At 68.0% G+C, this 18,924-nt stretch carries 18 protein-coding genes; 13 read left to right on the forward strand and 5 right to left on the reverse strand.

The annotated features are described in order from the left end of the window. The first annotated feature begins 43 nt into the window (after window positions 1–43). The 12 genes from AB0I03_RS14590 to AB0I03_RS14645 all read left to right on the forward strand — a co-directional run bounded on the left by AB0I03_RS14590 (window position 44) and on the right by AB0I03_RS14645 (window position 10,432). Complete coding sequence (locus tag AB0I03_RS14590; protein ID WP_360411980.1) at window positions 44–391, forward strand: hypothetical protein; 348 nt, start codon at window positions 44–46, stop codon at window positions 389–391. A 211-nt stretch (window positions 392–602) separates the two neighbouring features. Continuing rightward, window positions 603–1,691, forward strand: a complete 1,089-nt coding sequence (locus AB0I03_RS14595) for a BMP family ABC transporter substrate-binding protein (RefSeq protein ID WP_360411983.1) — start codon at window positions 603–605, stop codon at window positions 1,689–1,691. A 30-nt stretch (window positions 1,692–1,721) separates the two neighbouring features. Beyond that, complete coding sequence (locus AB0I03_RS14600) at window positions 1,722–3,320, forward strand: ABC transporter ATP-binding protein (RefSeq protein WP_360411986.1); 1,599 nt, start codon at window positions 1,722–1,724, stop codon at window positions 3,318–3,320. Then, the gene (locus tag AB0I03_RS14605) at window positions 3,317–4,600 is read left to right on the forward strand and encodes an ABC transporter permease (protein WP_360411989.1); all 1,284 of its coding nucleotides are present in this window, start codon (window positions 3,317–3,319) and stop codon (window positions 4,598–4,600) included. Before AB0I03_RS14600 ends, AB0I03_RS14605 begins: the two co-directional genes overlap by 4 nt. A 5-nt stretch (window positions 4,601–4,605) precedes the next feature. Further along, on the forward strand, window positions 4,606–5,883 hold the full coding sequence (locus AB0I03_RS14610) for an ABC transporter permease (RefSeq protein WP_360411992.1): 1,278 nt from the start codon (window positions 4,606–4,608) through the stop codon (window positions 5,881–5,883). A gap of 14 nt (window positions 5,884–5,897) precedes the next feature. Continuing rightward, window positions 5,898–6,284 (forward strand): cytidine deaminase, encoded by a 387-nt coding sequence (locus AB0I03_RS14615; RefSeq protein WP_360412227.1) that lies wholly within the window; start codon window positions 5,898–5,900, stop codon window positions 6,282–6,284. A gap of 73 nt (window positions 6,285–6,357) precedes the next feature. Beyond that, window positions 6,358–7,632 (forward strand): thymidine phosphorylase, encoded by a 1,275-nt coding sequence (locus tag AB0I03_RS14620; protein WP_360411995.1) that lies wholly within the window; start codon window positions 6,358–6,360, stop codon window positions 7,630–7,632. Between the two features lie 203 nt (window positions 7,633–7,835). Further along, window positions 7,836–8,108, forward strand: a complete 273-nt coding sequence (locus tag AB0I03_RS14625) for a hypothetical protein (protein WP_360411998.1) — start codon at window positions 7,836–7,838, stop codon at window positions 8,106–8,108. Window positions 8,109–8,123: 15 nt separating this feature from the next. Then, a complete protein-coding gene (locus AB0I03_RS14630; protein WP_360412001.1) occupies window positions 8,124–8,261 on the forward strand; it encodes a hypothetical protein in 138 nt (45 codons plus the stop codon). Window positions 8,262–8,332: 71 nt separating this feature from the next. Further along, window positions 8,333–8,731 (forward strand): VOC family protein, encoded by a 399-nt coding sequence (locus AB0I03_RS14635; RefSeq protein ID WP_360412004.1) that lies wholly within the window; start codon window positions 8,333–8,335, stop codon window positions 8,729–8,731. An 89-nt stretch (window positions 8,732–8,820) separates the two neighbouring features. Then, window positions 8,821–9,318 (forward strand): GNAT family N-acetyltransferase, encoded by a 498-nt coding sequence (locus AB0I03_RS14640; RefSeq protein ID WP_360412007.1) that lies wholly within the window; start codon window positions 8,821–8,823, stop codon window positions 9,316–9,318. 184 nt (window positions 9,319–9,502) lie between these two features. Continuing rightward, window positions 9,503–10,432, forward strand: coding sequence for an NAD-dependent epimerase/dehydratase family protein (locus AB0I03_RS14645; RefSeq protein ID WP_360412010.1), 930 nt, complete (start codon window positions 9,503–9,505; stop codon window positions 10,430–10,432). Window positions 10,433–10,476: 44 nt separating this feature from the next. On the opposite strand, the gene AB0I03_RS14650 is transcribed toward AB0I03_RS14645, so the two are convergent. Next, window positions 10,477–13,548 (reverse strand): caspase family protein, encoded by a 3,072-nt coding sequence (locus AB0I03_RS14650; protein ID WP_360412013.1) that lies wholly within the window; start codon window positions 13,546–13,548, stop codon window positions 10,477–10,479. Beyond that, a complete protein-coding gene (locus AB0I03_RS14655) occupies window positions 13,548–13,931 on the reverse strand; it encodes a hypothetical protein (RefSeq protein WP_360412016.1) in 384 nt (127 codons plus the stop codon). The genes AB0I03_RS14650 and AB0I03_RS14655 overlap by 1 nt, the downstream gene beginning before the upstream one ends. Before the next feature lie 255 nt (window positions 13,932–14,186). Here AB0I03_RS14655 and AB0I03_RS14660 point away from each other — a divergent pair, with 255 nt between their 5' ends. Continuing rightward, window positions 14,187–15,080 (forward strand): peptidoglycan-binding protein, encoded by an 894-nt coding sequence (locus AB0I03_RS14660; RefSeq protein ID WP_360412019.1) that lies wholly within the window; start codon window positions 14,187–14,189, stop codon window positions 15,078–15,080. Window positions 15,081–15,224: 144 nt separating this feature from the next. Here AB0I03_RS14660 and AB0I03_RS14665 read toward each other — a convergent pair whose 3' ends face one another. From AB0I03_RS14665 to AB0I03_RS14675, 3 genes are all read right to left on the reverse strand, one after another. Next, window positions 15,225–15,956, reverse strand: a complete 732-nt coding sequence (locus AB0I03_RS14665; RefSeq protein WP_360412022.1) for an arginase family protein — start codon at window positions 15,954–15,956, stop codon at window positions 15,225–15,227. 246 nt (window positions 15,957–16,202) lie between these two features. Then, window positions 16,203–17,429, reverse strand: a complete 1,227-nt coding sequence (locus AB0I03_RS14670) for a S8 family serine peptidase (RefSeq protein WP_360412025.1) — start codon at window positions 17,427–17,429, stop codon at window positions 16,203–16,205. A gap of 309 nt (window positions 17,430–17,738) precedes the next feature. After that, on the reverse strand, window positions 17,739–18,908 hold the full coding sequence (locus AB0I03_RS14675; protein ID WP_360412028.1) for a S8 family peptidase: 1,170 nt from the start codon (window positions 18,906–18,908) through the stop codon (window positions 17,739–17,741). Between the last annotated feature and the right edge of the window lie 16 nt (window positions 18,909–18,924).

Here is an 18,924-nt window from a genome sequence, read left to right on the forward strand (position 1 = left end):
TCGGCCGCTCGCCCGATCCCGCTCCTCTGCAATACTCCTGAGCATGGAATTCGTCCACTTGCTGCTGCGCTACCTCCACCTGCTCGGGTTCGCGGCCGTCTTCGGCGGCTGGCTCGTCTCCTTCCTCTCCAAGCGGTTCAACTTCAATACGGCGATGCTCTACGGCATCGCGACCCAGCTCGCCACCGGTGTCGTCCTGTACGGGATCGCCTCCGCGGACGGCGACGCGAACCACGCCAAACTCGGCGTGAAGTTCCTGCTCGCGCTGATGCTGGGCGTCATGATCGCGATTCCGGTGTGGAAGAAGCGTGAGAAGGTCGCCGCGGGGCACTTCTACGCGACCGGCGCGCTCATCGCGGTGACCGCCGGTGTGGCCGTTTTCTGGACCTGAGGGCTCCCGGTCCAAGGGGCCGAATTGTGACCCTGTGCGGGCCCGCGAGCTGCAATCGCGCCGTAGTGCGGGTGAAACACCTGTTCACCGCTGGTCTCAGTCATAGGATGTTTCGGTAACGAAATCATCAAGGTCGGTGTCAAAGGCCACCGACTGCGGCCATGATGGTGCGGGTATCGACTTACCCCTTGGATCGTCAAAGGAGACCGAGATGGCTGTCAAGCCGTTCAAGCTGGCCGTGGCGGGTCTTTCCGCCGTCGGCCTCGCCGCCCTTGCCGCTTGCGGCCAGGCCCCGTCCGAGAACGGCGGCGACGACAACGCCGACGCTTCGTTCCTCGCGTGCATGGTCACCGACTCCGGTGGCGTGGACGACAAGTCCTTCAACGAGTCCTCCTGGGCCGGCATGGAAGCCGCCGCCGAGGAGAACGACGACATCGAGGTCAAGGTCAAGGAGTCCAGCTCCGAGACCGACTACGACCCGAACCTGCAGGCCACGGTCGACGACGGCTGCAACTTCGTCGTGGGCGTCGGCGGTCTCATGACCGAGAACGTGGACAAGATCGCCACCGCGAACCCGGACACCGCGTTCGCCACGGTCGACGGCTTCTCCGAGGTCGCGAACGTCTACTCGATCCAGTTCGACACCGCCCAGTCCGCCTTCCTCGCCGGTTACGTCGCCGCGTCGCAGTCCAAGACGGGCACGGTCGCCACCTGGGGCGGCATCCAGATCCCGCCGGTGACCATCTTCATGGACGGCTTCGCCGAGGGCATCGCCAAGCACAACGAGGACAAGGGCACCGACGTGCAGCTCCTGGGCTGGGACGTCGAGGCCCAGACCGGCACCTTCATCAACGGCTTCGAAGACGCCGCCGCCGGCAAGAGCACTTCGGACACCTTCATCACGCAGGGCGCCGACATCCTCTTCCCGGTCGCCGGCCCCGCCGGCATCGGCGCGCTGACCGCCGCCGCCGAGAACGACGCGGTCTCCGCGATCTGGGTCGACACCGACGGCTACGAGTCCACCGAGTACGGCGCCGAGATCATCACCTCGGCCGAGAAGGGCCTGGAGACCGCCGTCAAGGACGCCGTGCTCGCCGCTTACGACGCCGCCAACGGCGGGGACGCCATCTCCGGCTCCTACGTGGGCACGCTCGCCAACGACGGCGTCTCCATCGCGCCGTTCCACGACTTCGACGCGGCCGTCTCGGACGAGACCAAGGCCGAGCTCGACGCGCTGACCCAGCAGATCATCGACGGCTCGCTCGTCGTCGAGTCGCCGGCCAGCCCTGCCGCCCAGTAGCCGGACGGATCGAAGCAAAAGGACACGCACTTGCGACTCGAACTGAAGGGCCTGACGAAGAAGTTCGGCTCGTTCACCGCTGACGACGACATCGACCTCGTGGTCGAGCCCGGCCAGATCCACGCCATCCTCGGCGAGAACGGCGCGGGCAAGTCGACGCTCATGAACATGCTCTACGGGATCCTGACGCCCACCAGCGGCGAGATCCTCATCGACGGGGAGCCGGTCTCCTTCTCAGGTCCGGGCGACGCCATCGCCGCCGGGATCGGGATGGTGCACCAGCACTTCAAGCTCGTCGGTCCCTTCAGCGTCGCTGACAATGTGCAGCTGGGCCGGGAGCACGCCACTGCTGGCGTGCTCTCGGCCAAGGCCGCCCGCAAGGCCGTGCTCGACGTGTCCGAGGAGTACGGCCTCAAGCTCGACCCCGACGCGATCTGCGAGGACCTGCCCGTGGGCGTCCAGCAGCGCGTCGAGATCGTCAAGGCCCTCTCCGGGCCGAAGACGCAACTGCTCATCCTCGACGAGCCGACCGCGGTGCTCACGCCCGCGGAGATCACCGAGCTCCTGCAGATCATGCGGAACCTCGCCGCCGCCGGCACGTCGATCCTGTTCATCTCCCACAAGCTCAAAGAGGTCCAGGCCGTCGCCGACACCATCACGGTGATCCGGCGCGGCAAAGTGGTCGCCGAGCTGGAACCGGCCGCCTCGGAGGCCGAGATGGCCTCCGCGATGGTCGGCCGGGCCGTCACCCTCCAGGTCGACAAGACCCCGGCCGTGCCGGGCGAGGCGCGCCTGGAGGTCAAGGACCTCACCGTCGTCTCCGACGCGGGGGTGAAAGTGGTCGACGGACTCGACCTCACCGTCCACTCCGGAGAGATCGTGGGCCTCGCGGGCGTGGAGGGCAACGGCCAGACCGAACTGGCCCGCTCGATCCTCGGCCTCATCAGGCCCGACTCGGGCCACATCGCGATCGACGGCAAGGACGTGCACGGCACGGGCCCGGCCGCCCGCATCGCCGGCGGCCTCGGCTACATCCCCGAGGACCGCGGCCGCGACGGCGTCATCAGCGAGTTCTCGGTCGCCGAGAACCTCGTGCTCAACCAGTACCGCGACGCCCCGTTCAGCAGGCGCGGCGCCGTGAACGCAGGCGCGGTGCGCAAGCAGGCCGAGAACTCGATCGCGGAGTTCGACATCCGCACCCAGTCCCCGGAGGAGCCCGTCTCGGCGCTCTCGGGCGGCAACGCGCAGAAGGTCATCATCGCCCGCGAGTTCTCCCGGCCCCGCCGGTTCCTCGTCGCGGCGCAGCCGACCCGCGGTGTGGACGTCGGCGCGACCGAGTTCATCCACTCCCGGCTCGTCGCCGAGCGCGACACCGGCACCGGGGTCCTGCTCATCTCGTCCGAACTCGACGAGATCTACGCCCTCGCCGACCGCATCGCCGTGATCTACAACGGCCGCATCGTCGGCGAGGTCGCCCCCGACACGCCCCGCGAGGTGATCGGCCGCCTCATGGTCGGCGCCGACATCGCCCCCGCGGGCGAACCCGCAACGGCGAGCAGTGAAGACCAGAACGCAGACGCGGACGACGCGACCGCGAACGACGAGGAAGCCAACGGAGGTGACCGATGAGCACGGATACGAAAGCCCCGGCCGCAGACCAGCCTGAGGCGGGCGAGACCCCCGAGGAGAAGCCGGGCTTCATGCGGCTCTTCGGCCGCTACCTGACCGAGGCCAACTCGGTCATGGTCACCATCTACTCGCTCCTCCTGGCGTTCCTCATCGGCGCGATCCTCCTCATCGTCTCCGACGAGTACGTGCGCTCCACCTACACGTACTTCTTCGCCCGCCCCCAGGACGCCCTCTCCGCCTCCTGGTACCTCGTGCGCGACTCCTACATCGCGCTGTTCGAGGGCGCGATCCTCAACCTCAACACCCTCGACCGGTTCGCGGCCGGCACCGCCGAGTTCGGCGACCTGCTCCGCCCCCTGTCCGAGACCCTCACCTACGCGACCCCGCTGATCTTCACCGGCCTCGCCGTGGGCCTGGCGTTCCGCGCCGGCCTGTTCAACATCGGCGCCCAGGGCCAGATGATCTTCGGCATGCTCGGCGCGCTCATCGTCGGCTTCGCCCTGGACCTCCCGCCCGTGCTCCACCTGCCGCTGGCCGTCATCGCGGGCGCGCTCGCGGGCGCCGCGTTCGGCGCAGTGCCCGGCGTCCTCAAGGCCACGACCGGCGCGCACGAGGTCATCTCCTCGATCATGCTGAACAACATCGCGGCGCTGTTCCTGGTGTGGGCCATCGGCACCGACTTCCTCCACTCGGAGACGAAGCCGGACCTCATCACCAAGCCGGTGGACGAGTCGGCGATCATGCCGAGGCTCCTCTCCGGGCTCGGCGAGAGCCTGCGCGTCAACTGGGCGCTCATGGTCGGCATCGCCGCCGCGGTCTTCACCTGGTGGCTGCTCTCGCGGTCCACGTTCGGGTTCCGCATCCGCGCGGTCGGCTTCAACGAGCACGCCTCCGCGACCGCGGGTATGCGCATCGGCTCGACGTACACGACCACGATGGCAGTCGCGGGCGGGCTCGCGGGCCTCGCGGGCGCGGCCCTCTCCCTGGGCGTCGGCTCCTCGGGCATCACCACGAACACGGCCCTGGAGTACGGCTTCGACGGCATCACCGTCGCCCTCCTCGGCCGCGCCAACCCCGGCGGCATCGTCGCCGCGGCGCTCCTGTTCGGCGCGCTGAAGGCCGGAGCCCTGTCGGCCCAGCCCGATGTGCCCGTTGACATCTCGACGCTGCTGCAGGCGATCATCGTGCTCTTCATCGCCGCACCCGCACTGGTCAAGGCGATCCTGCATCTGCGCACGCCGCGCGGCGGCCTGGTCACCCTCGAAGCGAAAGGCTGGTGAGCCCCATGGCAGTGGACACCATGACCGCCTCACCCGCGCACATCGACGAGAGCGCCCCGGTCAAGTACGCCAAGGCCGGCGGCATCCTCGCCGCGCTCGGCCTGCTGCTCATCGTCATCGCCTTCGCGGTGATCGCCGGCGGCGACACGACCACGATCAGCTTCGACCGCACCCTCACCGACGTCGAGTGGGCCCTGCCCACCACGGCCTGCGTGGCCGTCCTCGGCGCGATCACGGCCGCGGCGGGCGCCTGGATGCTCATCGGGATCCCCAAGCGCCGCTTGAAGCTCGTCTCCGGGATCGCGGTGGCCGCGTTCGTGCTCGGCCTGCTGTTCTGGGCGTACTCGCAGCCGGGCACGCTCTTCCGCGCCGAGTCGATCCTCGCCGGGGCGCTGTTCCTCTCGCTCCCTTACCTGTTCGGTGCGCTCTCGGGCGTGATCTGCGAACGCTCGGGCGTCATCAACATCGGCATCGAGGGCCAGTTCCTCATGGGCGCCTTCACCGGCGTCCTGGTCGCGAACATCACCGGGAACGTCTACGCCGGCATGGTCGGCGCGATGCTCGCAGGCCTCCTCTCGACCATGCTCCTGGCCCTGCTCGCCACGAAGTACCAGGTCAACCAGGTCGTCGTGGGCGTCATCCTCAACCTGCTGGCGCTGGGCTTCACCAGCTTCATGTTCGACCAGCTGAAGAAGGCCGAGGGCCTCAACAGCGCGTTCACGGTGCCGACGATCACCTGGGGTCCCCTCGCCGACATCCCGGTGATCGGCCCGGTCCTCTTCCAGCAGAAGATCTTCGTCTACATCGGACTCGTCCTGGTGTTCGTGGTGTGGTTCCTGCTCTACCGCACCCGCTGGGGCCTGCGCACCCGCGCGGTCGGCGAGCACCCCGCCGCCGCGGACTCCATGGGCGTCAACGTGAACCGACTCCGGTACTGGAACGTCACCCTCGCCGGCCTCATCGCCGGCTTCGGCGGCGCCTGGTTCACCATCGCGAACTCCCTGGCGTTCAGCAAGAACATGACGGCCGGTCTCGGCTTCGTGGCGCTCGCGGTCATGATCGTGGGCCGCTGGAACCCGCTCGGCGTGCTCGCCGGCGCGCTCATCTTCGGCTTCACCACCCAGGTCGCCCGCGACCTGGACGCCGCGGGCGGCGCCCTGGTGCCCGGCGAGTTCCTGCAGATGCTCCCGTACGCGGTCACGCTCGTGGTCGTCGCCGGGCTCATCGGCAAGGCCAAGGCCCCTGCGGCCGACGGCGTTCCGTACAACCCGGGGGACAAGTAGCCATGGGCGCAGCGATGGCCGAAATCGACTGGGACGCCTTGCGCGACAAGGCACGCGAGGCCATGCGCCACGCCTACGCGCCGTACTCGAAGTTCCCGGTGGGCGTCGCCGGCCTCGTCGACGACGGCCGGATCGTCTCCGGCTGCAACGTCGAGAACGCCTCGTTCGGCCTGACCCTCTGCGCCGAATGCGGCATGGTCTCCGAACTCGCGCGCACCGGCGGCGGGCGACTGGTCGCGATCGCATGCGTCGACCGCGCAGGGGAACCCCTCACCCCCTGCGGCCGGTGCCGCCAGCTCCTCTACGAGCACGGCGGCGCCGAGTGCCTGGTGGACGACACGCCGGAGCCGACGACCGTGGGGGCCCTGCTCCCGGGCGCGTTCGGCCCCGACTACCTGTAGGGCGGGGGCAGGTCAGGTGACCTGCCCTCGCGCTCTCGGTCATCGAATTCCATTGTCTGTGAGGGAAACCCAAATGATCACCGCTGTAGACGTCATCCGCACCAAGCGCGACGGCGGCGAACTCTCGACCGCCCAGATCGACTGGGTCATCGACGCCTACACCAAGGGCGCGGTCGCCGACGAGCAGATGTCCGCCCTCGCCATGGCGATCTTCCTCAATGGAGCGAAGCCGCGCGAGATCGCCGACTGGACGGCCGCGATGATCCGCTCCGGCATCACCCTCGACCTCTCCTCCGTGGGCAAGCCGTGCGTCGACAAGCACTCCACCGGCGGTGTGGGCGACAAGATCACGCTCCCGCTGGCACCGCTCGTCGCCGTCTTCGACGTCGCGGTCCCGCAGCTCTCGGGCCGCGGACTCGGCCACACCGGCGGCACGCTCGACAAGCTCGAGTCCATCCCCGGCTTCCAGGTCGACATGACCGAGGCCCAGGTGCTCGAGCAGCTCAAGGACATCGGCGCGGTCATCTGCGCCGCCACGGGCGACCTCGCCCCCGCGGACAAGAAGCTGTACGCGCTGCGCGACATCACCTCCACTGTGGAGGCCATCCCGCTCATCGCCTCCTCGATCATGTGCAAGAAGATCGCCGAGGGCGCGGACGCGATCGTCCTCGACGTCAAGGTCGGCTCCGGCGCCTTCATGAAGGACTTCGCGCAGGCCCGCGAACTCGCCGAGACCATGGTCCGCCTCGGCAAGGACCACGACGTGGACACCCGCGCGCTCCTCACGGACATGTCGATCCCCTTGGGCCGCACGGCGGGCAACGCGCTCGAAGTGCGCGAGTCGGTCGAGGTCCTGGCCGGTGGCGGCCCTGCGGACGTCGTCGAGCTCACGGTCGCTCTCGCCAAGGAAATGCTCGCCGCGGCAGGCCAGCCCGACGCCGACCCGGCCGCCGCACTCAACGACGGCCGCGCGATGGACAAGTGGCGCAAGATGATCGCCGCCCAGGGCGGACAGGTCGACGCCCCGCTCCCGATCGCGCGCGAGTTCGAGGAGATCAAGGCCGACGCTGACGGCTTCGTCTCGGAGATGGACGCCTACGCCGTGGGCGTCGCCGCCTGGCGCCTGGGCGCGGGCCGCGAACGCCAGGGCCAACCGGTCCAGTTCGGCGCGGGCATCGAGATCCTGAAGACCGTCGGCGAGCCGGTCCAGAAGGGCGACACCGTCTTCCGCCTCCACACCGACACCCCCGAACGCTTCACGGGTGCCAAGGAATCCCTCGAAGGCCAGTGGAAGGTCGGGGCGGAACCCGCCAAGCGCGGCCCGATCATCCTCGACCGCGTCGTCTAGACGCGGTCCCCGGCTTCACCGCCGGACAATAGGGCAAGACTTAGGGCGGCAACGCGAAGGCGTTGCCGCCCTTGGTGTTATAGGTCTTCCCAACCGGGGTTCGGGCCGGCGAATGATCTCCGACGTTGCCGTCGCCGAGTACGCTCGGCGGCATAAAGTATCCCCGGACAATCAGGTGCAAAGCTGCGTTCTGGGGTGCTGTCTTGGGTTGCGCCATCGCCGGCAGCCTCTTGCTCACTTTGGTCGTTATCGTGATCGTCTATCGAGACGGCGCCGATGCCGAGAGCCGCAGGGAGGCTCCGGCGTACATCGGATTCTTCGCGATTTTCACGATCGCAACGGCTGCAGCCCTTCCGTGCAAGATCATCGTGGACCGAGACGAGGTCACGTTCATCCGCCGGTTCGGGCGGCGCCAAACGTTTCGGTGGGACCAGATCTGGGGCTTCGAGGCCGTCCACGATAAGAGCACGTCCTAGGGCGAGGTCATCGGTATGGACGGTCGGCGATTCCGGCCCGCTGCGCTCATGTGCTTCACGTTCGGGATCGATCAGCCCGACACGCTCAACTACACCTGCTACCTGCTCAACTACGAGCTCTATTTGCGGCGGTCGAACGCTCTCCGCCGGTGAGAAGCGCTTGGGGCCCAGCCTCTCTCGGGGAATCTCCGCGATCGCGGGGTTGCGAGCCTTAGCCTGGTGGCATGGAGATGCCACGACTCACTTTGAACGCCATCACCATCGGTGCGCCCGATCCGCTCGCTCTCGCCGACTTCTACGGGCGGCTCCTCGGTCGGACGGTGACCACCAAATCCGGACCCGCGCCAGGCGAGCCGCCCGAGGCCGGGTTCGCCAAGATCGCCTCGAACGGGCACGACCTCGAGTTGAACTTCGAGTATGAGCGCCGCTGGAGGACGCCCGTCTGGCCCGCCGAACCGGACCGGCCGTTCGCGACGCAGCACCTCGACATCCAGGTCGACGACCTTGACGACGCAGTCGCACACGCCGTCGCCCAATGCGCCACCCTCGCCGAGACCCAACCCCAATCCGACGTCCGCGTCCTCTTCGACCCGGCCGGCCACCCCTTCTGCCTGTACCTCTAGGGCAGCGTTTCAAGGCCGATGGCTGCTTGTGCGAACGTGGATCGGGGGGCTCGCTCGGTGTTCGGCACCCGTCGTGTGATGCTGGGGCAATGACCGATCGACGCAAGGTTGCCATTGTCCGCTGGCCAGGTCAGGGCCCTTCCGTGGATCGGTTGGCCGAGTTGCTGGCGGCCTACCATCTGCGGACGGAGGCAGAGAAGGGTGAGGCCGTTGTCGATGTGGACGGGTTGCCGGACCGCTACAGGGCAGAAGTCCTGGACCCGCGGGCCGTGTTCGCCGACGATGTGGTGCTGATGGCCCTGAGCGGTGACACAGCCGTGGGCTGCTTGGTGGTGACCGCCCCCGTCGGCGGCCGGTCAGAGGTCAAGAGGCTCTGGACAGACCCGGCATTCCGGAGCCGTGGCATCGCGTCCGGCCTGGTCAACGCCGCGCTTGCGCATGCCGCGGAGAGCGGCGCCAGCACGGTGCGGCTGTCGGTATGGCAGTGGCGGGCAGGTGCCATCGCCCTGTACGAGCGGCTCGGTTTCACCGTCGCCGAATCGTGGGAGGAACGGGATCAACTGGTGTGCATGGAGCGTGCCGTCTGAAGTCGTCGACGAGTGCCCTTCCACTTCGGATAGAGGAGCGCGCCCGGGGCGGCGATCTGTATGCGTCCCAGACAGCATCGGACATCGGCAGCGGAGCAGGAGCCACCGGGACGTGCTCCCGAGGTTTTTGACAGGCTCCGCGATCCCGTACAGTGCCAAGTCGTCCATGGATTGGGGTTTTGACGTGCGCGCAGTGCTTCTGGGTGGGACCGGCGCCATCGGCGGGGCGACAGCGATGCTGCTGTCCGAGGCGGGATGGGACGTCGAGGTGACCGGACGCGACCGGTCCCGAATGCCCGAGGCGATGGATGAGGCGGGTGTCCGTTTCCACCAACTCGAACGAAGCGACACCCGCGGTGTGCAACGCCTCGTCGGCGACGGCGCCGACTTGCTGGTCGACCTCGTGGCCTACACCGCCGAGGACGTGCGGGCCCTCCTTCCGGCCATGTCCTCCGTGCAAAGCCTGGTATTGATATCGGGCCGAGCCGTCTACGTTGACGACGCCGGCCGCCACCTCAACGGCGACGAACCGCCGCAGTTTCGCCATCCGGTCAGCGAAGCGGCACCGACCCTGCCGCCCGCCCCGGACGGCACGGATCCGTTCACCCGCGAAGGCTACGGCCCCTGCAAGGCCGCAGCCGAGCAGACGGCCCTCGCATCGGGCCTCCCGGTCACCGTCATCAGACCCTCGAAAGTGCACGGGCGGTGGGCGCGCAACGCGCGCACCGAGAGCATCATCGACCGGATGCTCAGCGGCGACCAGCGCATCGAGCTCGCGCACGCGGACACCATCGATCACCTCACCGCGGCCAAGAATGCTGCGGCCCTGATCAAGACCGTCGCAACCCGTCCGGGCCGCCGCATCTTGAACGCCGCAGATCCCGACACTCCGACCGCCGAGGAGATCGTGGGCGCCATAGCCACCGAACTCTCCTGGGACGGACGGATCGAGCCCGTCCCAGGCGGCTCCGAGCGGGGGCGACACCCGTGGCAGACCCCGATGGTGCTGGATACGACCGCCGCGCTCGAGCTCGGGTACGAGCCGGTCGGGAACGGCATCGATCTCATCACCGAAGAAATCCGCTGGCTGCTGTCCAGGAGATCCGACCGGTAAGGCATCCGCTCGCGAGTGCAGCGCTTCGACCCACGGCCTAGATGTCACCAGGACTGTCGGCGAACTCCGGCTTCGGCGACCGCGAGGAGGGCGCGCGTCCGGTACTCGCCCGGTGCCATCGACAGTGCCAAGTGCTCGGCGCGCGCCGGCGCGGACCTGCAGAACTCTTCCACGAGCGCGGCCTGGGTCCGCAGGAGCTCCCAGTTCTCGCTGATCATCGAAGCGAACTGCTGGGCGCGGCGAGGATCATTGGGCGCCATGGCCTTGGCCGCGTTTCCAAGATCCGCATCGCGCGCGCTCCACTGATCTGGCAGCGTCTCCGCAATCCGCTCCGCCCGCTTGGGTGCGATCAACGCCAATCCGATCATGACCTCGGCCAGTAGCGAAGTCCGGTCGTCGGGATCGTCGTCGGGGTTCGCCGACGCGCAGGCTTCAGCTCGTGCGAGCAGCTTGGATATCTGCAGGGTTGCTGAACCGATCTCGATGTACACCGTTGCGATTTTGGATAGCATCGCACCTTTGCGGCAGTCATCCTTCATCGAGTTGGCCGTCGTTTCCGCCAGCCTGAGCAGTTGCTCGGCCTGGTACGGATTCTGACCGACGAGAGCCCGGCCTGCTGCGCACAGGGCGGTGATCCTCGCATAGCCGCAATCATCGTTGTCCGGAATGCGACGGGCTAGCGCGCCGGCGCGTTCGGGCTCGCTTGCCACGATCTTCTGCACGATTGTCAGTAGCGCATGACCGCGACGGGCCTGGTCTTCGATGTCGAACGCGAGCTCTGCGGCTCGATCCGGCTCGGTCTCGGCCAAGGATGCGGCGGCGCTCTCGATGACCAAGTTCTTGAAGGGCGAATCTGGGAACGGCGCTATCAGTTGCATCGCCCGATCGGGATCGATTTTGGCGACCCCCTCATAGACGGCGGCCACCGGAGTACCGAGTCCGTCGCCATCATTGAACACATCGGCGAGCATCGAGATCCGATCAGGGAACGCGGCGGTGACCACTGCGGCGACCTTCGCGATCGCAGCCGGCCGGCGGCCATCGGTTCCCGGTATCGACTTCAGCAGTCGCACCGCGTGCTCGGGGTCGACCGCCGCGAATGCCTCAGCGAGGGTGCCGAGCTCCTGGGCCTGCTCGGACTCGTCGATGATCGACAGGACCAATCGCTCAGCCGCAGTGGCGATGTGCCGAGCCGCGCTCGCATCGACGGCGGCGGCCTCCTTCGCGAGTCTGATCAGGTTCCGGCGCATGCGATCCTCGTCGGGGTCGAGCCGTAGAAGGCGACCAGCGGCCACCGGTGCGGAGGCGACCAGCGCTTCTGCGGCCGAAGAGACCTGCCACCACTCGTTGTCCGACACCCGATCGGCGGCGCGCTCCATCATGGTGACCAGATGGTCGGCGGTGGTCGGCGTGGGACCGGGCGATGCCCCCACCAGGCCGATCAGAGCGTCGAAGAACTCGATCCAGTCATCCTGGGACCTGCAGCGACGTTCGGCGACCTCAAAGAGCCGATGGCCGGTCGCCGGATCGACGCCGAGCATGGCGGCGCCGCCCATGGTGATGTCGGCGATCGGCAGCAGCTTGAACGCGGGTTCCGGCAGGAAGTGATCTCCCGATCTGAAGAAGTCCTGTGCGGCAACGGGGTCGAACAGTGCCAACTTCAGCGCCGCATCGGCCTGACTCTGCGCTCTCACAACCGGATCCCGCTCTTGCGAGAGGCAGGACTTCAGCGCGAGGTCAAATTCGGCCCAGATCTCCCGATCGGCAGAATTGAGTCCTTTCGCGACTCGGACGAGCGCGGCAACGCTTTCTGGAGGTTCAGCTACGTCGAGGTAAGACCGGATCTCCAGGATGCGGACGATAAGCCGCGCTACCCGCTTGCCGGATTGCAGCGCGCACGAGTCGAACGCGTCCCAGAGGACCCGCTGTGCCAGCTCCTGCTCAGATTCGGGGAGCACGGAGGCGATTGCAAGATGAGCGCCGGTGCGTTCCGGGCTACCGAGGTAGAAGTCTCGAGCGAATTCGATCGCCTGGATGGGGTTCAGCTTCGCGAGCCCGGTGAGGAGGGCCTCGGCGACCGCCTGCCGTTCAGGGCCGTTGCCGAGCCGCTTCAACACTGCTATGGGCCATCGCACATCGAATCGGGCAGCCTCTTCTGCGACCTCCTGCAAAGCTCTGCTCGCCTGGCCGCGATCCTTCTCGGACAGGGCGGATGTCGCCGCTTCATTGAGCAGAGTCCACAGATGGGTCCGAGGTTCAGGGAGGGCCGGCACGATCGGTCCCGACCGCGAACGTCCGAGTTCGGGCGTTCTCTGGTCGGGTATCGGTGCAGACTGCGCGGCAACGGTATCGGTCGTGACCGGGGCGATGTCAACCTGAGATGGCGCAGAAGGGGTCTTGCGGGGGGACCGATTGGCGAGTGCTATCGAGCCTTCGCCGTCGAAGTAGAACTGGGGGCGGGAGTTGCCGGCCGGGCTGAGTTCGGTTTCCACGTAGTCGTAGAGGTCTTGGGTGGTGAGTCGGCCGTCGGCCCGTGCGAAGCGCAGGCCGGTGACCAGGGCGCTGGTGAACGGGCTTGTGCCTCCCGGGCCGAACGCGTCCAAGGCGAGTTCGTTGGCGCTGGCGCTGGTGATGACACAACGGCCTTTGCCGGTGGCCTTGACCTTGAGTTCGCCTCCTCGGAAGGCGCCGCTGTGGCAGCAGTCGAGGATTGTGACGGCAGCGTTCGCCGGAGATTCCTTGATCAGCTCCTCGATGTGCTCCTTGTACTGCAATGCAGTCACCCGCAGTGAGTCCATCCGGGTGTCATTGGTGCACAGGTGGAGTCGGCCCTGAATATCGAGCTTGCCGTGACCGCTGTAGTAGAGGAAGAGGACGTCGTCCGGCGTCGCATCTGTGACGAAAAAGCGGTACAGCTCCTCGCGCAGACTCTGCAAGCTGCGGTCGATGAGCGTTTCGATCTCCTCGACGGCGAACAGGCCCGACTCGGGGTCGGCCAGGGCATCGCAGAGGGCGTCGACGTCGGCTCGCGGGCCGTGCAGTTTGGGGAGGCCTTGCGGGTCTCGCCTGAATACGGCGTTGCCGATGAGGAGGGCACGGTAACGGTGTTCAGGCATCAGCCGCGCTCGATCATGCGGCCGATGGATTCGCTCATGGCAGTGAGCGACTGCTGGTCGATGTTCTCACCTGTCAGGGTGAACCGTCGTTCCTTGCCGTCTTCGTCGGTCCAGGTGGCGGTGATCGTGCGGGTCTTGTCGCGGCCGAGCCAGGCGCGGAAGACCTGCACGGCGGAGAGGAGGGCTCCCGAGGTACCTAGCGCGAGGATGATCTCCACGACGCCGCCCTTGGTGCCTGATACCGGCATGGACTGCGTTGCGACCCTTCCGGTCTCGCGATGCAGTTCGGCGTGGAGAGCGGCGACCTCGCGTCGCCATTGGGGGCTGTCGGGGGCGTATTTGGCGGTCTCCGTGGAGATCGCGACTTCGACGGTCGAGGACATGGCCACCTCTCAGACGAGTGTCGCTCAATGATATTTGGCGGGTGCACAGTGTGTGGGTCCGCATACGAGGCCGACTATCGAAGCGCCGGAGGGCAGGTGGCTTGTGCGCCGGGTTGGGATGAAATCTTCCCCGGATGAAGTTTTGTTTCACTGGGGGACTTCTCAGCGAAAGGTTTCTTCGATATGGTTCCGTGACACGACCGTTGTCGCGTCGATCACACCCCTCGGTGCGTACCCCTGGAAGGGACCGAACAGATGACCTCCCTGACCTCCCAACCGTCCGGAACACCCCACCCCCGCTCCCGCCGCTGGCTCCTTCGCCGCGCCATCATGGCCGCCGGCGGCATCGGCGCCGCCACCGTTCCTGCCGTTCTCAGCGGGAACGCCGCCCAGGCCGCCACCGCCGTCGACATGGAACTCGTGCTCGTCGCCGCCATGGTCGACCCGCCGAAGTCCGGCACCGGGACCACGCTCACAGCCGGACCGCACGTCAGGGTCGTGGAGCAGGCACTCGACGCCAAGAACTTCCTCGCCGCGGGCTCGGTGGACGGCCACTACGGCACCACCACCATCAGCGCCTACTCCGCCTGGCAGAAGTCCTTGGGCTACACCGGACTCGACGCCAACGGCATCCCCGGCCCGACCTCGCTCACCAAGCTCGGGTCCGACACCGGCCTGTTCACCGTGACCCGCGCGATCAACGTCGGGTCGAGCACGGACTCGTACGGCGGCAGGCGGGTCAACACCCGCACCAAGAACATGCTCGTTGCCGCCGACGCCATGCTCTCCTGGAGCATCACGCTCAGCCAGGGCTCGTACACCACCGGGAACCCGAGCTCCGCAGGGACGCATGACGGCGGCGGGGTCGTCGATGTCAATGTCGGTTCGATGACGGCGACGCAGCGCTGGCAGACGGTGAAGGCGATGCGCGACGTCGGTTTCGCGGCCTGGCTGCGCACGCCCGAGCAGGGGTTCAGCTACCACATTCACGCGAATGCGGTGGGCGACACCGACATGTCGGGTCCGGCGCAGCGGCAGGTGCACGACTACTTCTTCGGCAAGAACGGTCTGGCGAGTCACGCCGCTGACAACACGCCGTCGGCATATCGAGGTACCTTCACTTGGTGGGAGAAGTACAAACGCGGTTAGCCGCCCTGAAGCCGAGCCGGTCGGCCGCGCCCCCGTGGGCCGGCCGGCTCTCCTAATTCCGGAACTTCTTCTGGCGAATTCCCAATGCAAGGCAAAGCAAAAGGGCGCCGTCCATTGCGGACGGCGCCCTTCGTTGTGTTCGGGTCAGCTTGCGGCGGTGATGAGTTCGTCGATGAGCTTGCGGACCGCGATCGGCGTGTCCGACCCGGGATGCCAGGTGCAGGCGATGGTCATGGCGGCGACTCTGCCCGTGGCGAGGATGCGCAGGGCCGCGTCCCGGATCTGGTCGGGGGCGGGGCCCGGGGTGACCGGGTACCGCAGGCCGGGGACCGCGTCGGCGTCGATGACGTCCAGGTCGATGTGGAGGTAGATCGGTCCTTCTGGGGCCGTTGCGGTTTCCACGGTGGCGTGGGTGATGGGACTGTCGGCGAGGTAGTCGACCTCGGGTCCGTCGAGGTCGCGGGCGTCGACGAGGGTCACCCGCTCGGGCGGGACCGGGGAGAGGGCGGTGGCCGCGGCGATCGCGGGGTCGCCGTCGCCGAGGAGGGTGCGCAGCACCATGCCGCCGGGGTAGCCGGAGGCGCTGCTGGTGGACGTGTGGAGGTCGCCGTGGGCGTCGAACCAGATGATCGACGGTTCGATGCCCTGGCGCTGGAGTCCCGCGACGACGCCGATGGCGACGGTGCAGTCGGCGGTGACCACGGTGGGGCGGTCGGCGGTGGCTACGGCGTCGCCGACGAGGGCGTAGAGGTCGGCGGCGCGGGCCCAGAAGGTCCCCTCGGGCAGGTCCTTGGTCACGACGCGGTCGGCGACGACCGGGAACTCGTCATCGGGAAGGCGCTCGTCGAGGTGGTACGGCACCAGGAGCACGGTCATCGTCTAGCCTCCAGATCTCGATCGTGATGGCGGGCGTGGCCTGAGTCATTATTACCGGAAAGCGGCCGTCGCCAACAAGTCTCAGTGGACTGTTTCACGACCGGTCGCGGAGGCCGGCCGACTCGCCGGAGAACACGGTGCCGGGGGTGAGCGGAGGGTCGCGCTCGGCGAGGGGACGGGGAAGGATTTGCGCACGGCGAAGGGCCGGAGCGTCGCCGCTCCGGCCCTTGGTCGCTGCGTCCCGGGCTAGGCCAGGAATGCGGTGTTGAGCAGCAGGTTGGGGCTGCCGTTCGGCTCGGTCACGACGTCCGGGAGGGCGCCGCCGGTGAGGGCGGTGGCGACTTCGTCGGGCGTGGCGCCCGGGTTCGACTCGAGGAACAGGGCGGCGACGCCCGCGACGTGCGGGGTGGCCATCGAGGTGCCCGAGATGGTCTTCTCGGCGTCGGTGCCGTCGATCCAGGCGGAGGTGATGCCCACGCCCGGGGCGAGGAGGTCGACGCATTCGCCGAAGTTCGAGAACGAGGCTGCGGCGTCGTCCTTGTCGGTGGCGCCCACGGTGATCGCGCTCGGCTCGGAGCCCGGGGACACGTTGCACGCGTCCTGGCCCTCGTTGCCCGCGGCGATCGCGAAGGTCACGCCGGACTCGACGGCAGCGCTGATGGCGTCGTTGAGGGCCTGGCTGAACGAGCCGCCGAGGCTCATGTTGGCGACGGCCGACTCGCCGGCGTTCGCGGCGACCCAGTCGATGCCGGCGATGATCGCGGCGTACGAGCCGGAGCCCTGGCAGTCGAGGACGCGGACGGGGAGGATCGTGACGTCCTTGGCGACACCGTACGTCGAGCCGCCGACGGTCCCGGCGACGTGCGTGCCGTGGCCGTGGCAGTCGGCCGGGTCCGCGTCGTCGTCGATGAAGTCGTAGCCCTCGCCGATGCGGCCCTCGAACTCCTGGTGCTCGAGGTTCACGCCGGTGTCGAGCACGAACGCCTCGACGCCCGTGCCTGACTGGGTGTACTCATAGGACTGGTCGAGGGGGAGCGCGTCCTGGTCGACGCGGTCGAGGCCCCACGACGGCGGGTCGGCCTGCACCTCTGAGGCGTGGGCCAGCTGGTTCTGCTCGACGTAGGCGACCGCGTCGTCGGCGGCGAGCTCGACCGCTTCGGCCTCGCTCATCTGGGCGACGTAGCCGTCGACGATGCCGAGGGTGTCCTCGACGTCGAGCGTGACGCCGAGGTCGTCGGCGAGCGCGTCCAGTCCGCCTGCGGTCTTGGCGCCCTGGTCTTCCATGACGACGATGTACTCGCCGGCGATCGCGTCGGGGGAGTCGGCGCCGATGATGTCACTGGCGTCGGGTGCCGGGGCCGCTGCTGCGCCTGCGAATGCGGAGACCGCGATGAGCGATCCTCCGGCCGCGGCGGCCGCGATGCCGATCGCGGCGGCGGCGCGGAGGCGCCGTTTCGTTCCTGCCGTGTACAAGACGGAACTCCTTCTGTTGTGCGGGGCGTCCGCCTGCTTGGGGGCGGCCGACCCGGGGGGAGGGTGGTGCGGACCGGCGGGAGCGGACCGGGCGGGGGCCCGGTCCGCTGCACCCGTCCGGGCCCAGCGGCTCTGCGACGGGCCGTCAGACCCTTTTTGTGAGCCTAAGGTGTAGAACAAACTGTGTAAACCCCCCGAATGCCATGAAGCGATCACTGAATGAGCAAATCCAGCCTTTGGTCTAAAAGGGATAAACAGAGCGAGGCCTTGCGCTCACAGAGCGCAAGGCCTCGCGGGTCTATCGACGGGTTATAGGGTGTACAGGAGCCGGTTCGGGCTGCCGGTGCCCGCGCCGGTCACCACGCCGGTGGTCGCGTTCCCGGTGATCCACGAGGTCACCGCGGCGGTCGACGCGCCCGGGCTGGCGTCCAGGTACAGCGCGACCGCGCCCGCGACGTGCGGGGAGGCCATCGAGGTGCCCGAGATGGTGCGGGTGGACGTGGTGCCGGTGCGCCACGCCGAGGTGATGCTCGAGCCCGGCGCGAACACGTCGAGGCAGGAGCCGAAGTTGGAGTAGCCGGCCCGCGCGTCCGTGGAGGTGGTCGCGCCGACGGTGATCGCCGCCGGGGCCGAGGCCGGGGAGACGTTGCAGGCGTTCTGGTTCTCGTTGCCGGCCGCGACCACGAAGGTCACGCCCGAGTTCACCGCGGCGGTGACGGCGTTGTTGAGCGCCGCCGAGTAGCCGCCGCCGAGGCTCATGTTCGCCACGGCCGGCTTGATCGCGTTGGCCGCGACCCAGTTGATGCCGTTGACGACACCGGCGGTGGTGCCGGAGCCGGAGTTGTTGAGCACGCGCACGCCGTGGAGCGTGACGTCCTTGGCCACACCGTAGATCGTGCCGCCGACGGTCCCGGCGACATGGGTGCCGTGCCCGTTGCCGTCCTGCGGGGTGGTGTCGTTGGAAACGAAGTCGTAGCCGTTGCCGATGCGCCCGGCGAACTCGTTGTGGGAGGCGTTGATGCCGGTGTCCACGATGTACGCGTGCACGCCTTCACCGGTGTAGTTGTACGTGTAGGTGCCCGAGAGCGGCCGGTTGCGCTGGTCGATCCGGTCGAGGCCCCAGGTCGCGTTCGACTGGGTCGCGCTGATCGAGACGACCGCGTTCTGCTCGACGAAGGCCACGCCGTCCGCGGCGGCGAGCTCCTTCGCCTCGGATTCGCTTGACTCCATGAGGAACGCGTCGACCTCGGGGAACGTCTCGACGACCTCTTCGCCTTCGATGCCCTTGACGGCGGTCGAGACGGAGGTGCCGTCCTCCAGGACGACGAGGTACTCGCCCGCGATGGCGCCCGCGGCGTCCTCGCCGACGATCTGGCCCTGCGCGGGCCCGGCTTCGGCGGCGGTGGCCGTGAAGGAGAGTGCGGTGAAGGCGGCGACGCCGATGGCGGCCGCCGCGACGGATCTGCGTTTGCGTGACATGGACATTGGGTCCCTT

It is taken from the genome of Glycomyces sp. NPDC021274 (genome assembly GCF_040641195.1).
Classification (GTDB): Bacteria; Actinomycetota; Actinomycetes; order Mycobacteriales; family Micromonosporaceae; genus Glycomyces.